The sequence below is a fragment of the Bacillota bacterium genome, assembly GCA_012727955.1.
In the GTDB taxonomy this organism is placed as follows: Bacteria; Bacillota; Limnochordia; order DTU087; family JAAYGB01; genus JAAYGB01.
In genome coordinates this window covers 80,508-101,422 of the sequence record JAAYGB010000006.1, presented here as the reverse complement: position 1 = coordinate 101,422, position 20,915 = coordinate 80,508, and the positions used below count along the sequence as shown (strand labels likewise).

Below are 20,915 nucleotides of genomic sequence, written 5' to 3'. Positions count from 1 at the left end.
TTGCTTTGCTTTGCTTACCTTGCTCCCCAGCCATCGTTGGGCCGAGGTCCCATCTTGAGAATAAGCTCACCGCCCTCGACGATATCAGCGTGGTTAACCCAAGGCTGGTCGAGGCTTCTTCCGTTAATCCCCGCCCCTTGAATATACTTGTTCTGCTGGGATACGTCTTCCGCCACGATGCTGAAGCTGGCACCACTCTCCAAGTGGATCCTAACCTCTTCGAAGAGTGGGCTGCCCAGATCGTAGATGGGACGTCCGGGGCACACGGGATACATCCCCATGGCACTAAAGACATACCAGGAAGACATCGCGCCCCCGTCTTCGTCGCCGCAGATTCCCAAGGGTCCGTCCCCGTACCAAAGGTCCATAATCTGTCGGACCCGACGCTGGGTCTTCCATGGAGCTCCGGCGTAGTTATAAAGATAGGGGATGTGAAAACTTGGTTCGTTACCTTGGGCATATTGACCAATCAGACCGGTGGCATCGGGAAACTGCTTGAGGAAAAAGTACTTAGGCACATCATACTGTTCCGTAAAAAGAGCATCTAACCGCTGCTCAAAGGCCTGTGGTCCACCCATCAGCTCCATCAATCCGGCAATATCGTGCTGCACGTGGAAGGTGTAAATCCAGGAGTTGCACTCGGCAAAGTAGTCCCTACCCCCCTGACCGCCACCTAGTTTTGGATCGAAGTCTTCGACCCAGTTGCCAGCAGCATCCTTGGGTGCCATGAAACCAATCTCAGGATTGTACAAGTTCCTATAGTTTTTGGACCGCTCCATGAAGTATTCGTAGTCATCCTGGAGATTAAGGGCCTTGGCTAGTTGAGCTAGACACCAGTCGTCATAGGAATGTTCCAGGGTAACGGAAACCGCCTGCCGCCGCTCGAAGGAGTGTACCTGGGAAACCGTCTCCTCTTCACCCTTTTGTAAGGCCGGAAAGAACCCCTTTTCCAAGTAGATTTCGTCTAATTCCGTCTTGGGCCCTATTCTCCAGGGCAGCTTTGTGCCCTCCATAGCATTTTTCTTCAGGGCTTCATAGGCAAGGGGAAGATCAAAATCCCGGTAGCCCTTCATATAGGTGTCGGCAATCAGTGCCGCTCCATGGTTTCCCAGCATGATGGGTAAGGCTCCCTGCAAATGGGGGAAGGATGGAAACCATCCACACTGTTCATACATTCGCAGATAGGAAGCAATCATTTCCAGTTGCCGCTGGGGCTCAAGGAGCAGCTGTAGTGGATGCATACAGCGATAGGTATCCCACAGGCCATCATTGACATAGAAGTCATGGCCCTGGGTTAAGTGCACTTTCCCGTCAAAACCACTGAAATAGCGGCCAGACTCGGTGATGTTGACCATCCGACCCATAGCTCGGTAAAGGGCAGTATAGAAAATGGTCCGCTGCTTAGTGGTTCCACCCTTGACTTCGATTTTGCTCAAGGCCGAGTTCCACTGATCCCGAGCTCCGCTGACCACCCCGTGCCAGTCCCACCCAGGAATTTCATTATGGAGATTTTCTCTAGCCTGTTCCACGCTTATGTAGGATAGTCCCACCTTCAGTTCAATCACACTGCCTCCTACCCCGGCAAAATCCGCGACAACACCGGATTGCCGCTGGCGAATCTCACCCGTCGGCGAGGACAGCTCAAGATAGAAGTAACTGGCCACACCGGCCAAATCCGCCCAGCCAGCTATTGTGGAATTGTCAGCAAACTCCACCTGCCCCCTATCACCGACGTTAATCCAAAGCCTCACCACTTCCTCGGTCCTGGGAGGATGGAAGCGAAAATAGGCGGCCCTTTCCGTTACGCTATACTCAACGGAAAGATCATAGTCCTCCAGCAGAACGGAGTAGTAGTAGGGCGTGGCCGTCTCAAAATCATGATCATAAAGGGAGGCCAAGTCATCGGGATTGTCGGCAACCCCTCCCACCGTGGCCATCAGGCTGGCACCTCCGATGGGGAAGTCGTAGATTTTGTCTGCTAAGTAGCGATCAACAACTCCCGGGGCGGTTCGGGGAGCGATTCGCATCATACTGTGGGGCAGCATCACCGTCGGAGACGTAGCAGTTAGCAAGTGGCCAATTCCCCCGATATTGGGATTAACGTAATCAACGGGTGACATGGCGTCCTTCTTCATTCCATTCCCTCCTGCACTAAATCCAAAATACCACAGAAAGGGGGGCATGCAGCCCCCCTACATCAAAAGCTACCTGTAGTTAGCTCCTAACCAATAATACCACCGGCTAAACTAGCTCTCCTGCAACCCGACCTTCAAACTAACGGTGCGATAGGGTGCGATGGTGAACGTCGCCCGTCTCCCTTGAACCAAGATATCACTGTCACCGATCATCTCTTCATTGATGTCAACGAAGTAGGCGTATTTCACCGGTTGGGCAAAGTCGATCACCACTTCACTGGACTGCCCCTGGGCCTCATAGAGCCGCAACAGGATTTCGCTGCCCTCGATCTCTGTCTCAGGGCGCTTCACCGCGGCCAACACTGCCCCGCTGACAACCTCCAAGAAGCTCCGATTCAAGGGCAGAGATCCTCCCTTTGCCTTCCTGCTGGCGGAAAGCGCGGTCATAGGATGATTGGCGTCATAGGCCCGGTTAATAGCCAGATGGTTTTCCTCCGACAAATCGGGATACAGCGAGAGTCGGAAGCGATGAATCTTGCCGTTTTCCGGATAGGGATCGGGATCAAAGGAGCTTCGGATCAAGCTCACCGCCAGGGAATTGTCTACCCCACGGAATCCATATTTCGAGTCCGTGACGATGGCAAATTGGCTTTTGCCCGAGGAATTTACCGCCAAGGCCCAGCTGTTGGCGGGAACATCTCTGTCCATGGGCTCCCGCTCCACCACGCCATAGGGAATGTCGTATTTGTACTTGGCACAGTCATAGGCCAAGGGCACACAGTAGTTAAGCTGCGGAACCCCCTTCTCTCGGTTGCCAATCTCGTGCCAATCGCACTCGACGACTAAGTCCAGCTTCGGCGAACCCTTGTCTAGGATCACGGTAACCCGCAGTTTGGAGCTTCTCACTGGAACTTCATAGGTAATGCTTTGGCGAAGCAAACCCCTTTCGATCTTAGTAACCTTCGCATCCTGAGTGATGTTGTCGATCCGCTGATACCGGCCGATGCGCCAAGCGGTACCCCGATCGATATCCTCATCGATCATCCGGAATCTCGCTCCCGACGGGCCGATCAGTTCTTCGCCGGTGTCCTTATTGAGCAAGGATACTAGGTTGCAGTTGACGGGATCCAGCACCGCCTTGAGCCTTTCGTTTTCCAAGGTTAGGTCGGGGATGGGCTCCACCCGAGGATCCCGCGGGAAGATAATTTCTCCCTTGGCAACTGGGCTCTCCGTAGCCGCATAGGTGCTGTAACCACAGGCGGGAACCTTAGCCTCAACTAGCACCTTGACATAGGTGTGACCCCAGTAGTGTCCCTGGTCAATCACCTGATGACCGACCGCATTGCCAGCGGTATCCTTCCATTCCAGGCGCTCAAGGTCATAGTCCCAGTCCCACAACAGCACTTCGACCAACTCCTGTCGAGAATGGGCCGAGGGATTGAAGACATGGAAGACCCTGGTTTTGCCGGCACCAACGGAGGATTGGGAGATCTGGAAGTTCTCAACGCCGAACCCAACTCCGGCGCCCTCGGACCGGGTAGCAGAAATGTCTTCCTCGGGGATCAGCGAGGAGGTGTCGATTTGCTTACTCAGGGCAATTAGGGCCCGCTTCTTGGCGCTGCTGGCAATTCCCATCGCCTCTTGAAAGAGTCCCAGAGCATGCTCTCGAGTTCCGATGACACAGGATCCCGGGAGGATGTCATGAAACTGGTTAAACAGTACCTTCTGCCAAGCGGAGGCAAAGGCTTCGGCAGGATAGGGAGCTCCCACAGTTTGCGCGATACTGGCGAAGGTCTCGGCTTCGTTCAAGGCGGCCTCGCCTACCCGGTTTGCTTGCTTGATGCGGCTTTGGCTGGTATAGCAGCCGGTGAAAATGAAGTTCTTCTCCACCTGGGTCACCGGCAGATTGTCCTTGACCGCCTCCACAGCCTTGAAAAACTCGCCGAAGGTACCAAACCGAAGGCGAGGGAAAATCGGCCAAGTCGCCATATCCCGAATCCTCTCGATATCTCTTCGGGTCGGTCCACCGCCGTGATCGCCCACACCGTAGACCTTAAGCCACGTGGTCAGGCCATATTGCTCACACAGTTGAGGAATGGCATAGGCTAGACTCGGCTCGATATTGGCGTTATACCAGAAGGGCTCCCGATAGACAATGATGGAACTGCCCGAGGGCGCCTTCCATTGCTCCAGGTAGTCTCCTTGGGCACCCCGACAGTGATAGTAGTACTTCACGCCGCCATTGGCCAAGATCTCGGGAACATTGGCATTGTGTCCAAAGGTGTCGGGTTCAAAGGCGATATTCAAGGATTCCGGAGCAATGTCCAAGAGCCTAGACAAATATTGCTTGGTGTACAGGATATGCCGGGCCATACTCTCGCCATTGGGCATGTTCTTGTCAGCCTCGACCCAAGCTGAGGCGGTAACTTCCCACCGGCCTTCCTTGACCCGCTTCTTGATCTGGGCCAGCATCTGGGGATCATGCTTTTCCACGATTTCGTAGACGGAAGCCTGGGATTGAGAAAAGGTATACTCAGGATACTCTTCCATCAAATCCAGCATCGTCCGGAAAGTATCTAGGGTGATGACCACCGTTTCATCCCAGCGCCACATCCAGTTCATGTCGATATGGGCGTGGGCCGCGCAAAGCACTTCATACTTCTTCGCTGCCTCGACTATGGGCTGCAGCTGCCCTTCCGCTTCCTCGACAAGGCCTTGGGTAATTGTCCCCAGTTCCCTGTGGCGCTGGGCGACAAACTCAATTACCTCAACCAGAAGCTCATCATACTTGCCGGCGTTAAGTCGTGAAAGATGATAACCATAGGTGAGTTCCGCTCCGATCCGTTCGCCCCAGTATCCAGCTTGAGCAAAGTCATCTACCTTAGTCAAGAGGATATTTAAGTCCCCCATCGACCTATAACCTCCCTGTGATGGCATTTATGCATTAACCCTTGATTCCCGTTAAGGTAACACCTTCAATAAAGTGCTTCTGACCTATGAAGAAGAAGACAATTACCGGCAGAATCATCAACGCGGTGGCAGCCATCAGCATACCAAACTCGCTGGTGGCTCCTGAGGTCTGGGCTTGAAATAGTCGCAGTCCTAAAGACAGCGTATACTTGCTTTGGTCGTTGATGTAAATCAATGGGCCCATGAAGTCATTCCAGGCTCCCATGAACCGAAAGATGGAAATAGTGGTAAGTACCGGTCGAACCAGGGGAAGCATAATCTTGGTATAGATCTGAAACTGATTGGCTCCATCGATCTTGGCGCTTTCCTCCAGCGACTGGGGTATCGTCATAAAAAACTGCCGCACCAAGAAAACGTTGAAGGCTCCCCCTCCAAACCATGCTCCCAGCCAGAGGGGATAATAGGTGTCAACCATTCCCCACCGGGAGTAAAGGACATACAGGGGAATCATAGTTACTTGACCGGGAATCATCATGGTGGCTAACACCAAGATAAAGAGGGCATCTCGTCCTGGCCAACGCAGCCGCGCAAAGGAATATCCCACTAATGGCGCGGTAATCACTACACCGGTAACATTCATAAATACAACAAACACTGTGTTCTTGAGAAATTGCAGGAAAGGGAAGTAAGTCCACATGCGTACGTAGTTATTCCAATTCACCGGATTGGGAATGATGTCCGGGGGAACTTTGAAAATATCTGTATCCAATTTGAGGGAAGTGGAGAGCAGCCAAATTAGTGGAAACATGAATATGATGGAACCCAGGATCAGAAATATATGTCGGACCAGCTTTGCCACCTGTTTGCGATGGGGGTTGAATAACGCCTGGTATCTCTCCTTAAGCGACGCCGGAGCAAAGGCAGTGTTTTTCGCCACAGTAGGTCCTCCTCTCAAGCTTGTTCATAGTGCACCCAATGTCTCGAACCAATGAGATTGATCAGAGTGAAAATCATGATTATGACAAATAGGACCCAGGCCATACCCGATGCATACCCCATGCGCCAAAACTGGAAGGCATTGCGATACAGATGTAATACATAGAAGAGTGTTGCGTCGTTGGGTCCTCCGCTGGTCATGATAAAGGCTTGGGTAAACACTTGAAAGGATCCGATTATCCCGGTAACCAACTGGAAGAAAAGTGTAGGTGAAAGCAGTGGCAAGGTGATACGCCAAAATCTCGTCCAGACACCGGCTCCATCTAGTTCTGCAGCCTCATAGTAGGTTTTAGGGATATTCTTTAGACCGGCCAAGTAGATAATCATTCCGCCACCGGCTCCCCACAGGGACATGATGATCAGTGAAGGCTTCGCCCAGCGGGGATCCCCTAACCAGGCCGGTGCCTTCAAGCCCAAGGCCTCAACGGCAAGGGTCAGCAACCCGTAATTGGGATTAAACATCCATGACCACAGAATCGAGCTAGCCACAATCGGTACAATCGATGGCATGTAGTACATTGTCCGATAGACCGCAATCCCCTTGATATCTGCGTTCAGGATGAGAGCTATCCCTAGTCCGATGATAATTCCAATGGGCACACTGAAGGCTACATAGTAGAAGGTGTTTCCCAGCGACTTCCAAAAGGCCGGATCCCAATTGAACATCTCAATATAGTTTTCCAGACCAATCCAATAGGGCTCCGAGAGAATACTGTATTCCGTAAAACTATAGTAGATTGAAGCCACAATGGGATAGGCTGTAAACAGAATAAAACCGATGAACCAAGGTGAGGCAAATAAATACCCAGCTATAGCTTCGCTGCGTCCCAATCGATTTCGCCTTTTTCGCCTAATCATATACTAGAGCCTCCCTACTGTGTAAAAGGGTAGTGGGGAGAGCCATCCCCCCTAGCTCAATCTTGGACTCAAACATCTTAGTTTTCCCGATCATACCTCTGCCAGAAGCGGTCAAGCTCTCTCTGAACTACACGATTGGCATAGTCTAGAGCCTGTTGTGGAGTCATCTCGCCGTAAATGCCTCGGTCGAGGGCGCGGGCCAGTTCGACGTAAAGGACCTCTCCAACGGGAGACACTGGACGGGCCCGGGAATACTCAATTGCATCCAACCCAGCCATCACTGCATTCTTGATAACTTCGTTGTCTATCGGTGCCACATATTCAGCAATCATATAATCGTTCGTTGGGTTATAAGCATAGGGGAAGGGGATGTGGTATTGGCTTCCCCGCTCTAGAGTATAGGCCGCGGCCCCCTGCTCTTTGTATTTTGGTCCTTCAGTGGTCAACCAACGAATAACCTCAAAGGCTGCCTCGGCGTTCTTCGCACCCTTAGGAATAGCGAAGGACCAACCCCCGGACCACGTAATCTGAGGTTTCCCCGCAGGAGCCGGCGGAAGGGCCGCCCCAAAATCCAAGTCCGGCTTATATCTGGCGTAACTTTGAGTTGCGTTATTGACATTGATCAGCATTCCCACTAGCCCGGTCAGAAAAGGATTGTTGGCCTCGCCTTGAAAGGTGGACTGATAGGCATTTACCTTCTCGGCACCGCCGAGCATTTCATAGAAGTCCGCCACAAATTGCAGTGCCTCCACCATTTCTGGCGCATTCACTAGAGCGGTCCGTCCGTCTTCGCTCAAGATTTCAGCGCCATTGGCAAACCCGTATAGATAGAGCCGGGAATTACCATATGCCGGGATAAAGCCTATCCTCTCGAATTTGCCTTCGTCATCAACTCGAGTGATCTTCTGGGAGTAGGCAACAAGATCGTCCCAGGTCTTCGGAGGAAGCTCCGGGTCCAGTCCTGCGTCCATAAATACGTCTTTATTCCAATACAATGGCCGTGTATCGGTATCCCAAGGCAGTCCCCACAGCTGGCCATCAAAACGCAGCTCATCAATGGTATAGTCCACATAATTGCTGACATCGAAATTGTGGATCTCGATAAACTGATCGATGGCCATTAGTGCATCCCGAGAGGCGAACTGCGCCGCGGTGAAGCGATCCAACCAGGTCACATCGGGAGGGTTACCACTGGCTATGGCCGCCAACAATTTCGCTACATCTTGGGTAGCATAACCGGCAGTTCCGGGAGTAGATTGCGGCACTAATTCGATATCCCGATGACTGGCGTTAAAGGCATCGATCATTTCTTGGTTTCCGCTACCAATCTGCAGCGGATTGATACCCCAAACAATTACTTGCGTCTTTGCCTGAGTTGGAACCGACAGCATCAGCACCGCCAAGGCTAGGACAACAAGTAATAATCCCTCCGGCCTTCTCACGAATAATCCCTCTTCTCCTTGAAATTCCGCTTTGTAGCGGATAGCCTATCACAGGCAAGTAAGGAGCTATATCTCCACTACATAACTCACCTGCAAAAGGGGCACACAGGATAGCAGGGGGGAGTAATCCCCCCTGGCACTCTAGGTCCCAAGAAGCCTAGTTTTCTTGATCATACCTCTGCCAGAAGCGATCAAGTTCTCTTTGGACTACGCGGTGGGCATAGTCTAGAGCCTGTTGTGGAGTCATCTCGCCGTAAATGGCTCTGTCGTTGGCTCGAGCAAGCTCAACCCAGAGCACTTCGCCGACGGGAGATACTGGACGGGCCTGGGAGTGCTCAATGGCATTCAAGCCACCCATGACCGCCTCCCGGACAACGGTGTTGTCGATGGAAGCTACATACTCTTCAATCATGTAGTCGTTGGTTGGTGTATAGGCATAGGGGAAGGGAATGTGGTACTGGCTTCCCCGCTCCAAGGTGTAGGCCGCGGCTCCCCGCTCCTTGGGCTTCGGTCCTTCGGTGGTCAGCCAGCGAATGACCTCAAAGGCTGCCTCGGCGTTCTTCGCACCCTTGGGAATGGCGTAGGACCATCCTCCCGACCAGGTCGTCTGGGGCTTTCCTGCCGGAGCCGGAGGCAGGGCTGCGCCATAGTCGAGATCTGGCTTATACCGGGCATAGGTTTGCGTCGCGTTGTTTACGGTGACCAACATGCCCACCAAACCAGTCAAGAAGGGATTGTTAGCTTCGCCTTGGAAGGTGGATTGATAGGCATTAACCTTCTCGGCGCCACCAAGCATTTCATAGAAGTCCACCACAAATTGCAGTGCCTCCACCATTTCCGGAGCGTTCACTAGGGACGTACGTCCATCGTCACTGAGAACTTTGGCGCCGTTGGCGTAGGCATAGAGATACAGCCAGGTGTTACCATAACCAGGAATGTATCCGATACGTTCAAACTTGCCCTCGTCATCGACCCGGGTGATCTTCTGGGTGTAGGCAATCAGTTCGTCCCAGGTCTTGGGAGGAACCTCAGGATCTAGTCCTGCGTCTCTAAACACGTCCTTGTTCCAATACAATGGCCGTGTATCGGTATCCCAAGGCAATCCCCAGAGCTGGCCGTCAAAACGCAGCTCATCAATGGTGTAGTCGACGTAACCGCTGACATCGAAATTGTGGATCTCGATAAACTGATCGATGGCCATCAGTGCACCTCGGGAGGCGAACTGGGCCGCAGTAAAGCGATCCAACCAGGTCACATCGGGCGGATTGCCGCTGGCGATGGCAGCCAGCAGTTTCGCTACGTCTTGAGTAGCATAGCCACCGGTTCCGGGAGTAGATTGCGGCACTAATTCGATATCCGGATGGCTGGCGTTAAAGGCATCAATCATTTCTTTGTTTCCGCTACCAACCTGCAGTGGATTAATACCCCAAACGATTACTTGGGTCTTTGCCTGAATCGGAACCGACAGCATTAGCGCCGCCAAGGCCACGACAACAAGTAACAATCCCACTGTCCTTTTCACGGATAATCCCTCCAAATAAGTTGTAGAAATCACACCTACGCAAAGCAACTAGCCAATGCGCAGCCAACATCTTTGCTCCAAATCACCCCCTTTACTGCCTGTCTCAATGAAAGCCGATCTGTTTAAGTAAATCTGTAGTAGGTCTCAATTCATCCTATTCACATCGAGCCCTTAACATGTCTATCACTTACTTATGGGTCCAGAGCTCTGTAGGGAAAGTATGCACGTCGGACAGCTACCATAACAATCATTTTAATTTTGGCAAGTCTTTGCGTATTCGTAAATCTCTTTTCTTTGTCGCCATTTTCTTTCTAATCTCTTGTGGTGTTTCGGCTCGGCCAATCCCCCCTCACCATTGGTCCCAAAAATACCACCCGATTGGCATTTCCAGGACAATGCCCGCTGAGCGCCGAAAATGACAAGACTAGAAAAACATCGGACGTAGGGTTCATATAGAGAGTACCTAAGGAAATGAGGGTCTGTCTTGTTGAGGGGATTTGCTATTTTGCTGGGGTTTCAATTGTTGGGTGAGGTCTTGAGGAGCTTGATCGGCTGGCCCTTACCGGGACCGGTAGTAGGGATGGTCTTGCTAACCATTGCCCTGGACCTGAAGATTGTCCCCCTTAGGGCCGTGGAAGAGGCCAGTGAGATGCTGCTGGGGAACATGGGGCTTCTATTTGTTCCCGTTGGAGTTGGGTTATTGGCCTTTGGTGCTGTGCTGAAGGAGGGCCTCTTGGCAATTGGGATCAGCTTGGTGGCCAGTACCCTACTAACTCTAGCAGTTACCGGATGGGTGACCCAGGCTCTACAATCTAGAACACAATCCAAAAAGAAAGGAGTTAACCAAAGGTGGCAGTTCTAGAAGAACCGGTTGTCTTAGTTGCCATTACGATTATCGTCTATTATTTTTTTGTGGAATTATGCCGCAGGGTGCCTAACCCCATTGCCAATCCAATTCTGCTGGCAATTCTGACGCTCATTGCCTTCGTGAAGCTGGCTGACATTGACCTGAGTGTCTATCAAAGGAGTGGCACACTCCTTAGCTTCTGGTTGGGGCCAGCCACGGTAGCTTTAGCGGTACCTCTCTATCGGCATCTTCCTTTGATCCTGAAACACAAGGCTACCATTGGCATCGGGATTGTAGTTGGCTCGTCTACGGCAGTGCTTTCCGCGGTTGGTACAGCCAAGCTGCTTAAGGCCAGTTCCACAGTCGTCGCGGCTTTGGTTCCGAAGTCTGTGACTACCCCCATCGCCATTGAGATTAGCCGTATGATCGGGGCTGATCCAGAATTAGCCGCTGGCCTAGTCATTGCTACGGGAATCTTAGGCGCAATCCTGGGACCGCAGTGGCTTCGAATCTGTAAGGTCACTTCACCCTTTGCTCGGGGGCTAGCCATGGGAACGGCATCCCATGCCATTGGCACTGCTCGAGCCCTGCAGGAGGGTGAACTCCAGGGCAGTACCTCGGGCTTGGCGATAGGACTGGCGGGACTCTACACCGCCCTAATCTCTCCTTTGATTGTCTGGTGGCTGCTTTAGTGCCCATGCACTAGAGCAGCCACTGGTGTTTTTTAGTGTCTATTCATGAACAATGTACCGAAGCGAGCGATCGAGAGTAGCGGCAATTCGCCCGACAGAAAACCGCGCTGACTTAATTGAAGAATTCAGGTTAAAACTATGGAACTACCTGCCTAGTTAGCTGTTACTACTTATTGACCAAAGGAGGCGGTTCAACACCACAGAGCACCTCCTCAGACAGCCATCCAGCTGCACCTGCAGATCCTCGACGGGGTCCTGCCCCTTCTGAAGCAGGGCTGGTAATCCACCTGTCAATGCAATCCGTTAAGCTCATCGAAGTACCGTAGGTTCGGCCAAAGGGAATCCACCAACAACTAGAAGCAAGGCCTCATGCCCCGATGACCCAGTTCGACAAGCAAAGGAATCGGGGCATAGGGTGCCTTGGTGGAGTGGTTAATCTGGGCTGGCTTCTAATCATATTCATTCTCTGGACAGGATATAGGTGGATAGAAGCTTATACATTAAGCGGGAATTTCCCCGCAGATGCCTTTGTCGAAACCGCGGAATACTATGCTAAGTATCAAGTCCGTACCCGATGGTGATGATGGAAAGTCTGGTCAAGAGGGCTGGTATTAAGGCAGGGGCAAGATTGCTTGACATTGCCTGTGGCTCTGGATAAGTCTGCATTCCCCTCGCCGCTGCCTTTGAATCCGTACTGGCTGTGGCTCTTGAGCGGAAATGATAGAAATAGGGGAAAAGCTGCAGGGGATCAGGGAGTAACTAATATTCGCTGGATAGTTGATAAGGCGGAGAATCTCGAAATAGAACGCGTTTCAATTCAACTAATTACTATAGGGGAAGCCTTTCACCGACTGAATCAGTTTAGATCGCACCTATTCCTTTGTTCACTCCCAGGATTGGACGATTGATTCCATCATAGGTTGCTTGTATTCTACCTTGCTCGAAGAGGGGCTTAGGGGCAAAAATCGATGACTCCGAGAAGAATCTTTATGAGGCATTGGTTGCATACGATCCACGGGGTATCTATCAGGAGACGATGGTCCTTGGCTATACCCTCGGCAGAAAGCCCCATTGACGAAAAAAGAGTGCGAGAGACTATGTCCCGCACTCTTCTTGTTGTTGACTTGGATTCGGTCCCTACCGCTTAATAAAGTATTGCTCAGGGTAGGTGTTTCCAGGACTGCCTAAGAGGTAGTCCTCGGGCGCAACCTCGGGCACATTGCGGAAATAGTCCTTTACCACAACCAACGCCGGGTCGGAACCCACGGTACCGATAAACCACAAATATTCACTTTGAAGCTGGAGGATCTCCTGCGTTAGGCGAATCTGCTCGGCTTCATCGGGAGTAGACTTTGCCTGATCATACAGTTCAAAGGCTTTCAGGTAGACACCCGTTGGTTTGACACCCCTAGTTCCACCGCTGTCATACCACAGATTCCAATCGTGGGCAATCTCCCTACGGTCTCCCCGGGGCAAGAGTTTATCGGGGTTGACCAAAGGGGTCAGCTGGTAGTCCATCGTCCAAAAGGTGACCTGTGTGATGCCGGCGTCAGCCCTGGTAAACCAGTAGGAACGTTCCAGTACTTTAAAGTCGGTACTGATTCCCACCGCCTCCCAATAATCCTTGACTAGCTCGGCGATGTCAATCCAGGGTCCCCATCCGCCCTCAGGAATTTCAATCAGCACCTGCAACCGCTTGCCGTCGGGACGTAGGCGATATCCCTGGGCATCTCTTTTATCTAGGCCAATGCTGTCCAGTAGGCGATTGGCCTCGTCGGGGTTGTAATCGGCATAGGCCCGAGCAAATTCTGGCTTGTAGTAGACTGATTCTGCCACTACCGTTGCCTGTCTCGGCTCCCCCAGGCCAAAAAACATCAGCTCGTTGATTTCATCACGATTAATCGCCAAGGAAGCCGCCTGTCGAAACTTTTCATTCAGGAATATGTCCCGCAGAATCGGATCGTCAGGATAGTTCAGGTTGAAGGCAATATAGGGATTGGCTCCGATCCCCCGAGGCCACATTAACACTCGATATCCCGATCGCTCGCTGTTTTCCATTAGCAAAGGATAATTGAGAAACTGGATGTGACGCAGCTGCATATCGATATCGCCGGAAACAGCCATTAAATTGATTACTTCGGCGTTATCGGCATAGTGCTGCACGACGCGATCAATATAGGGCAGCTGATTTCCCTCGGGATCGACCTTCCAGTAGTAGGGATTTCTCTCCATGATATAGGGAGGCTTAGCAGGATCAGAAATCAACTTCCAGGCGTTGATCGTCGGCTCATCGGGATTCTTTAGTGGGTCAGCCTTAAGGTTAAACAACTGATACCAGGCCTCTAGGCCCGCGGCCCGAGTTGCCTGCATCAGCTCCTCCTCATGAGCATAGCGAGGATGGAATTGACTGAGGTAGTGTTTGGGCCGTGAAACCATCTGAATTGTGTTTGGCTGGGTCAGCATCTGCGGAAAGAGCCCATAGGGACTGGCAAATTCAACCCGAACAGTGTAATCGTCAACCTTACTTAGGATCCCCGGTACCCCTTCAATGGTGAACCAGGACGGAATCACCGGAGTAAGCTCTTCGTTCAAGATAATGTCTTCATACCAGAATAGGATGTCATCGGCGGTGTAGGCAGCTCCGTCGGACCAACGCATCCCTTTGCGCAGATGAAAAGTGAATACCCGCCCTTCGTCGGCGACCTCCCAACTGGCAAAGACATTCGGCAAAACTTCAGAACCATCGATATTTCTGCGCAGGGGCGGATTGTAGGTGATTCGGGTGACCCCTGCCAGGTCACTGAGCCCCAGGAAGGCACGGTTCCATGTGCCTCCGTACTGCCCTATCTCCTCTACTACCGGTACAACCACTGGATTTTCCGGAAGCCGCTCCTCAACGGGAGGCAACTTCCCCTGTTGGACCAATTCCCTGAGCATTGGTGCCTCGTTGTAAGCCCACGCTGCTGCGCTCCCAGCCAAGAACAGAACAATGAATAGAAGAACAACCCTCCAAGCAGATCTGTTGACTATCGATTCAGCCCCCTTACCCTTGGTATTCTTGCAGACTTATCTTTATTTTCTGCCATTGGATTTCCTCCTATTGACCGATTGTCCTCTTTTGTTCAGTGAGAAGAAGCGGTAGCCTGTATTCATCCCACCACTGGAAGGTGCTGGGCACCGGTAAGAGAAATTCCTACTAGAAGAAATACTAGATACGGGAGGATCAATAGTGAAAAAACGCCCTTTCAGTCCCGAAGATTTGTACCGGTTCAAAAGCCCTGGCGGAGTCCAAGTCTCCTCCGACGGACAATACACTGCCTACGTGGTGCAACGCTGTGATCAGGAGAAAGACGAGACCCTAACCGACATTTTCATCACTAACAACACCACTCTAGCCTCCAAACAACTGACCTTTTCAGGGAAGGAGTCTGCCCCTGCCTTTTCGCCCGACGGGAAGCGGCTGGCTTTCATCTCATCCCGGTCAGGCAAAAGCCAAATCTGGCTGATCCCCATCGATGGTGGAGAGGCCTGGTGCCTTGAGACTAAAGAGGCTGTTTCCGGCCCCCTGGTATGGACCCCCGATGGCAAGCACATCATCTACAGTGCTGAGGTTTTCAGTCAGGATCGGCAAACCTGGACGCCCTACCCCGGAGCACCGGACTATGACCGGGAGCGGTTAGCCCAGCTAGCTGACAAGGTCCATAGGAAAAACACCAAGGATGAAAACGAAGAAGACAAGAAGGCCAATGAAGTTAAGGTGATTACCCGCTTTCATTACCGCCATGATGGTGAGGGTTATTTCGGCCACAGTCGCAGGCAAGTGTTCATCACTCCTGTCCCCGGGGCACCGGTCCTCGATTGGAAACCCCAGAGCCGGCAGATTACCGAAGGAGATTACGATCATAGCAGTCCGACAGTGTCGCCCGACGGCAAGTACATCGTCGTTAGCGCCCGACGCACCGACACCGCCGACTATGATCAAAAGTCCGATCTCTGGTTATTTGAACTAGCCAGCGGCCGCGGTCATCTTCTCTATGATGCTCCCGGACCCTGCTACAGCCCTAAGTGGTCCTGGGACGGTAAGTATATCGCCTTCATGGGTCATGACAGCAAGTTCAGTGTCTCCACTACTACGGACCTGTGGATTATCGATGTGAGTCAGTACCTAACTCAACTGCAAACCCAGGGAGAGTCCCAACCCCTTACCGCCGATGCAGCGCAAAACATAACCCGGCCCATGGATCGACCCGTCGGAGGCGCGGGCTCCGAGATCGGCTTCCGAGGCGGAGCCAGCATCACCTGGCAAGGGGACCGACTGGTTTTCCTGATGTGCGATCGGGGTGCTGGGGGAATCTATCAGGTTGTGCCCGGAGGGGAGACCCAGGCGTTACTGGTGGATAGGGCCCTTTCCGTAGCCAGTGTTGCCGCTGGCCAGGAGACCATCGCCTATATTGCCTCTGCTCCCAATCAACCCGATGAACTGTATCTATTGCGGGAAGACCCGGTCCCCGTTACCCAACTTAACACCGAACTGATGGCCGGCATCACCCTGGGGGACTGGGAGGAATTCCAGTACAGCAGCGATGACGGTCAGCCCATCGACGGATGGCTCCTATACCCGGCGGACTTTGATCCCGCAAGGAAATATCCCTTGGTGCTGCTGATTCACGGAGGACCCCATGGTTCCTATGGGCCTACCTTCATGTTTACTGCCCAGGTTTTTACCGCCCAAGGCTATGTAGTCCTGTACACCAACCCCAGAGGCAGTGACACCTACGGGCAAGAATTCACCAAATGGATAGATAAGAACTGGGGAGATAGAGACTACGCCGACGTCATGGCCGGCGTAGATGCAGCCATCAACCGTGGATTCATTGATCCAGAGCGAATGTTCGTTCATGGCTGGTCCTACGGTGGATATTTATCCTGCTGGATAGCAACTCAAACGAATCGGTTCAAAGCGATTTGTGCCGGGGCCAGCGTCACCAATATGCTCAGCGGCTATGGCACCTCTGATATCACGTTAGCCGATGAATACGAATATGGAGGGCAACCCTGGCGTGACTATGAGCACTTGATCAAGCACTCTCCCATCGGCCACGTGAGCAATGTGGACACACCAATCATGCTCATGCACGGGGAAGGAGACCTCAGGGTAGCTCCCTCCCAAACGGAGGAGTTCTATATTGCCTTGAGGCGGCTGGGCAAAGAGGCAATCATGATCCGATATCCCGGCGAGTATCATGGGCCACGGCGCCTGATCCATCGTCTAGACCGGTTCCAACGACTAGTCGCCTGGTTCAACTACTATCGGGATCTCTAGCGCTCCAGATAGATAGAAGTGAATCCCCCACCGGAAGGCTGGGTGGGGGATTCGGTTATCCCTGGTCAGGAAAACTCCAGAGAGTAGGTTATAATAAAGGCGGTATTCTCGGCCTGAACTGAGGGTAATGGAGGTTGTCTAATGGACATAGATTTTGTTATTACTTGGGTAGATGGTAACGACAAAGAATGGCAACAAGCTAGAGCAGAGTATGAAGTGCCGGCTAACAGCGACGCTGGAGGCAATAGATATAGAGATTGGGACAATCTCCAGTATTGGTTTCGAGGGGTAGAAAGATTCGCGCCGTGGGTGCGGAAAATACATTTTGTGACCTGGGGCCACATCCCGCATTGGCTTAATACTAGCCATCCCAAGCTTCGTATTGTTAGGCATGAAGATTATATCCCTGCGGAATATCTCCCCACCTTCAGCTCCCATCCAATAGAGCTAAATCTCCACCGCATCGAAGGTCTCGCCGAGCACTTTGTCTATTTTAATGACGACCGCTTTATCATTAGGCCGATTTCTCCATCGATTCTTTTTAGAGATGGACTACCCTGTGATTTCGCTGGACTCCGAGTAATCTATCCCCTGGACCTCTTTTCACAAATAGAGTTCAACAACATTCGAGTCATTAACAATCACTTCAGCAAAAAAGAGGTAATCCGGAGACATAGAGGTAAGTGGTTAACGCCAAGATACCTGCTTCACCACTCAGACCCGTTACTTCGCACGCTCTTGCTGCTACCGTGGAAACACTTTACTGGACTGATCGATAAACACATACCGGTAGCATACAAGAAATCTACCTTTGAGGAAGTTTGGCGAGAAGCAGGCGAGGTATTACATGAAACCTGTGGCCATAGATTTAGATCCGGAGGGGATGTAAGTCAATGGGTGTTTCGCTATTGGCGGATCTGCAAAGGTGAGTTTTATCCCCTTACACAATCCCAAGGTAAGAACTACAAAGTTAGCTCCAATCTAAAGAGAAACCAACGGGCCTACCGGGCCATCACTGAACAGAAGCATCCCATGATCTGTGTCAACGATGAGCTAAGCGACCCCTCGCTCTTTGCGGGCATCAAAGAGGAGTTAAACCGGTGCTTTGCTCGCGTCTTGCCTGACAAATCTAGTTACGAGAAATCCTGAGTTCCTGCTGTTCCTGATTGGGACTGGCACATCACAGAAAGGGGTAATTTGATGCAACCAACGCCAGTGGATCCCTTTCGGCCCAAGTACCACTTTTCACCGAAGGCTAACTGGATGAATGATCCTAATGGACTGGTCTATTACCAGGGCGAGTATCATCTTTTCTATCAACATAACCCCCACGACACCGTCTGGGGGCCGATGCATTGGGGGCATGCCGTTAGCCGGGATCTTTTGCGGTGGGAGCACCTTCCTATCGCCTTAGCACCGGACGAAAAGGGGACCATCTTCTCCGGTAGTGCTGTGGTGGACTGGAAGGACACCAGCGGTTTCTTTGGTGGCAAGTCCGGCTTGGTCGCCATTTTCACCCACCACTATGAGGATCCCACTACCGGAGGGACTACCCAAAGCCAAAGCCTGGCCTATAGCACCGACCGGGGACGCACCTGGCATAAGTATGAACACAACCCCGTCCTACAGGACGCCACAGCCAAGGACTTTCGTGATCCCAAGGTCTTTTGGTATGAACCAGACAGTAAATGGGTGATGGTCTTGGCGGTGGGAGATCACCTTCGCTTCTATTCTTCCACCAATCTAACGGACTGGCAGTATCTTAGTAGCTTTTCCGCCGGCTCCCGGGAGGGAGTTTGGGAATGCCCCGACCTTTTCCCGCTGCCCATCGAAGGTACCAATCAGAGGAAGTGGGTGCTGGAGGTAGGCATCAACCCCGGTCATATTGCCGGCGGTTCCGGTGGCCAATACTTCATTGGCGAGTTCGACGGCAAGCACTTCATCAATGACAACCCACCGGAGACAGTTCTCTGGCTCGATTACGGCAAAGATCACTACGCCGGGACCTCGTGGTCTGACATACCGAAGGAAGATGGTCGGCGATTGTGGCTCGGCTGGATGAGCAATTGGCAGTATGCCAATCACATCCCCACCAAAGGATGGAGAAACGCCGCTACCCTTCCCCGGGAACTGACCCTAAGGAAGGGGCCCGAGGGCTTACGCCTTGTCCAACGTCCCGTTAGGGAATTGGAAAGCTGGCGCCAGCCCCTCTACACCGGGACCCATAAGGTCCTGACTCCCGGCTGTAATCCTCTGCAGCATCTAACAGCAAGGGCATATGAAATTCGAGCCGAATTCGAGCTGGATGCTGCCACAGAATTTGGCTTTCGCGTCAGACGATCCGGTGATGAGTTCACTGCCATCCGATATGACGTCCGGGGCAAGAAGTTAATCGTCGACCGAACCCATTCCGGCATAGTTGACTTCAGCCAAGACTTTCCCAATCTGTGCAGTGCGCCCCTGGCCCCGATTGCAGGCGTTATTCAGCTTCATATCCTTGTTGATTCCTGCTCCGTAGAAGTCTTTGGGAATGACGGCGCGCTCAGCATCACAGAGCTAATCTTCCCCGCACCCGATAGCACGGGAATGGAGGTCTACTGTCTCGGAGGACCGGTCAAGTTGCTTAACCTTGAGATCAACCGAATATCCGCAGACTAAGGAAAACGGGAGTATCATGAAGCATACAAGAGAACAGAGCATTGCTGGGCTAGGTCGATAACCTAGCCCTTTGCCCGTGATACATATACCAGCTATTCTTCACTCCTCGTCCAACTCTGAATGATTTCCAGGCCCTTTGGTTTTCCACCCTCTTGCCCAGGAGTACCAACACAGGGAAATAGCTATCTGAGACCACAAAAAAGAGGCCTTCCAGCATTTTCCACGAATATAACTAAATTGCTAGTCAATTGCCTTAAAGTGTAAATTCTGCGTGACCTGTTCAGAATAATTTGGAGGATAAATATGCTTGCTTTCCATGATTTCAGCATTTTAGTTTCGGCCATCTTAGTTACAGTGGTATTATCGCTGCTCATCGAGCTGCGGTACTCCAAAACAGTCAATTTTATCGCCATTACCGGCCAATTAGCGGTCTCGATGCTGGTCTTTCTGCTGCTGGTTTCAAGAAATGTAGAGCGGGATCGGGCCGCATTGCTCGCCCTAGTACTTCCTGCGGTAGTGGTGTTTCTGCTCCTGGCTCGACACAGAGACAGTCGGTTTTTCTTTACCATCTGTTCCGTCAAACTGGTCGGGCTGATTATCGTCATCCTTGCAAGAGCGGTGGGGATCATTCTACAGGGCAACCCCATTGTCGTCCCGGTGTTCATGGTTACTGGATTGCTGGGCCTTGCCGTCTATGCCTACAAATGCCGCCGGGAATATCTTTATATTCAAAGGACCATGCCCACAGGCTGGACAAGCCTAGCATCGGTGTTCACTATGTTTTACATCTTAACCTACGTTGTCGTCGGTGATCCAACACCACTAATTCAACCACGAGGGTATCTGCTCGTTGCCCTGTTATTCAGCATTACCCTGCTGTCGGTCTATGCAATGGTACATCAGATCATCACCAAGACCGTCAAAATCGCCGATGAGCGCAAGGATCGGGCTGTTCTGGAAGCAAAACTGGCCCTGCAGGAGAGCGAGATCAAGCTCAAGGAAATCTACCACCGATTAGCCTACACCGACATTCTCACGGGCTTGAAGAATCGGACTGCCTTTGAGGAGAAAAAACGGGAGTTGCGGGAACGCCTGGACAGACTGGATTGCCTAGCCTGTCTAGCCATGGACATAAACAACATGAAGGCGGTCAATGATTTGCATGGTCATGAACGGGGTGACGAGCTGCTGAGGGACTTCGCCAAGATTCTGCAGCAGGGCAGTGAGGCATTGCAGAACTGCTATCGAGTGGGGGGAGATGAGTTCACCGCTTTCTTCGTAGACAACTCCGAGGAAGAGGTGATTGCCCAAGTTAGGGATTTGCAGGAGCGAATCTACAACTACAACTGTCGGCATGTAGTTAAGATTGAAGTTGCCATGGGAATTGCCTTCATGTCTGAACTGAAGGAGCCCAATCTCCGCACTTTAATCAGTCTAGCCGACAGCAGAATGTATGATAATAAAGATAAGGACCTACCGATGACGGGGTTATCGGTTTTAGCCCACTAACAAATAAGGTGCCTGCGCTTCGT

At 51.9% G+C, this 20,915-nt stretch carries 13 protein-coding genes; 6 read left to right on the top strand and 7 right to left on the bottom strand.

The annotated features are described in order from the left end of the window. Positions 1-14 precede the first annotated feature (14 nt). The 6 genes from GX030_01760 to GX030_01735 form a co-directional block, all read right to left on the bottom strand. Positions 15-2,135 (bottom strand): glycoside hydrolase family 92 protein, encoded by a 2,121-nt coding sequence (locus GX030_01760; protein NLV91107.1) that lies wholly within the window; start codon positions 2,133-2,135, stop codon positions 15-17. A gap of 111 nt (positions 2,136-2,246) precedes the next feature. Further along, complete coding sequence (locus GX030_01755) at positions 2,247-5,045, bottom strand: alpha-mannosidase (GenBank protein NLV91106.1); 2,799 nt, start codon at positions 5,043-5,045, stop codon at positions 2,247-2,249. A gap of 34 nt (positions 5,046-5,079) precedes the next feature. Then, positions 5,080-5,853, bottom strand: coding sequence for a carbohydrate ABC transporter permease (locus tag GX030_01750; GenBank protein ID NLV91105.1), 774 nt, complete (start codon positions 5,851-5,853; stop codon positions 5,080-5,082). A 143-nt stretch (positions 5,854-5,996) separates the two neighbouring features. Next, positions 5,997-6,899: a sugar ABC transporter permease gene (locus GX030_01745; GenBank protein NLV91104.1), complete on the bottom strand. Its 903-nt coding sequence runs from the start codon at positions 6,897-6,899 to the stop codon at positions 5,997-5,999. 77 nt (positions 6,900-6,976) lie between these two features. Next, on the bottom strand, positions 6,977-8,290 hold the full coding sequence (locus GX030_01740) for an ABC transporter substrate-binding protein (protein ID NLV91103.1): 1,314 nt from the start codon (positions 8,288-8,290) through the stop codon (positions 6,977-6,979). 208 nt (positions 8,291-8,498) lie between these two features. Then, positions 8,499-9,863 (bottom strand): ABC transporter substrate-binding protein, encoded by a 1,365-nt coding sequence (locus GX030_01735; protein ID NLV91102.1) that lies wholly within the window; start codon positions 9,861-9,863, stop codon positions 8,499-8,501. Positions 9,864-10,347: 484 nt separating this feature from the next. Here GX030_01735 and GX030_01730 point away from each other — a divergent pair, with 484 nt between their 5' ends. Both GX030_01730 and GX030_01725 read left to right on the top strand, forming a co-directional pair. Beyond that, positions 10,348-10,725 (top strand): CidA/LrgA family protein, encoded by a 378-nt coding sequence (locus GX030_01730; protein NLV91101.1) that lies wholly within the window; start codon positions 10,348-10,350, stop codon positions 10,723-10,725. Then, entirely contained in the window at positions 10,713-11,402 is a 690-nt protein-coding gene (locus tag GX030_01725; protein NLV91100.1) for an LrgB family protein, read from the top strand. The genes GX030_01730 and GX030_01725 overlap by 13 nt, the downstream gene beginning before the upstream one ends. Positions 11,403-12,539: 1,137 nt before the next feature. Here the strand turns inward: GX030_01725 and GX030_01720 are convergent. Then, positions 12,540-14,339 carry an ABC transporter substrate-binding protein gene (locus GX030_01720; GenBank protein ID NLV91099.1) on the bottom strand — a complete coding sequence of 600 codons (1,800 nt, stop codon included), beginning with the start codon at positions 14,337-14,339 and terminating at the stop codon, positions 12,540-12,542. A gap of 292 nt (positions 14,340-14,631) precedes the next feature. Between GX030_01720 and GX030_01715 the strand changes: the two genes are divergently transcribed. From GX030_01715 to GX030_01700, 4 genes are all read left to right on the top strand, one after another. Beyond that, complete coding sequence (locus GX030_01715) at positions 14,632-16,725, top strand: S9 family peptidase (protein ID NLV91098.1); 2,094 nt, start codon at positions 14,632-14,634, stop codon at positions 16,723-16,725. A 141-nt stretch (positions 16,726-16,866) separates the two neighbouring features. Then, a complete protein-coding gene (locus tag GX030_01710; GenBank protein NLV91097.1) occupies positions 16,867-17,874 on the top strand; it encodes a hypothetical protein in 1,008 nt (335 codons plus the stop codon). 51 nt (positions 17,875-17,925) lie between these two features. Next, positions 17,926-19,383: a glycoside hydrolase family 32 protein gene (locus GX030_01705; GenBank protein NLV91096.1), complete on the top strand. Its 1,458-nt coding sequence runs from the start codon at positions 17,926-17,928 to the stop codon at positions 19,381-19,383. Positions 19,384-19,686: 303 nt separating this feature from the next. Then, positions 19,687-20,892, top strand: a complete 1,206-nt coding sequence (locus tag GX030_01700) for a GGDEF domain-containing protein (GenBank protein NLV91095.1) — start codon at positions 19,687-19,689, stop codon at positions 20,890-20,892. The last annotated feature ends 23 nt before the right edge of the window (positions 20,893-20,915 follow it).

Excerpts from the sequence above, each read along its gene's own strand:
- GX030_01760 (NLV91107.1), bottom strand. The coding sequence starts at position 2,135 with ATGAAGAAGGACGCCATGTCACCCGTTGATTACGTTAATCCCAATATC.
- GX030_01755 (NLV91106.1), bottom strand. The coding sequence starts at position 5,045 with ATGGGGGACTTAAATATCCTCTTGACTAAGGTAGATGACTTTGCTCAA.
- GX030_01750 (NLV91105.1), bottom strand. The coding sequence starts at position 5,853 with ATGTTTCCACTAATTTGGCTGCTCTCCACTTCCCTCAAATTGGATACA.
- GX030_01745 (NLV91104.1), bottom strand. The coding sequence starts at position 6,899 with ATGATTAGGCGAAAAAGGCGAAATCGATTGGGACGCAGCGAAGCTATA.
- GX030_01740 (NLV91103.1), bottom strand. The coding sequence starts at position 8,290 with ATGCTGTCGGTTCCAACTCAGGCAAAGACGCAAGTAATTGTTTGGGGT.
- GX030_01720 (NLV91099.1), bottom strand. The coding sequence starts at position 14,339 with ATGCTCAGGGAATTGGTCCAACAGGGGAAGTTGCCTCCCGTTGAGGAG.
- GX030_01710 (NLV91097.1), top strand. The coding sequence starts at position 16,867 with ATGGACATAGATTTTGTTATTACTTGGGTAGATGGTAACGACAAAGAA.
- GX030_01705 (NLV91096.1), top strand. The coding sequence starts at position 17,926 with ATGCAACCAACGCCAGTGGATCCCTTTCGGCCCAAGTACCACTTTTCA.
- GX030_01700 (NLV91095.1), top strand. The coding sequence starts at position 19,687 with ATGCTTGCTTTCCATGATTTCAGCATTTTAGTTTCGGCCATCTTAGTT.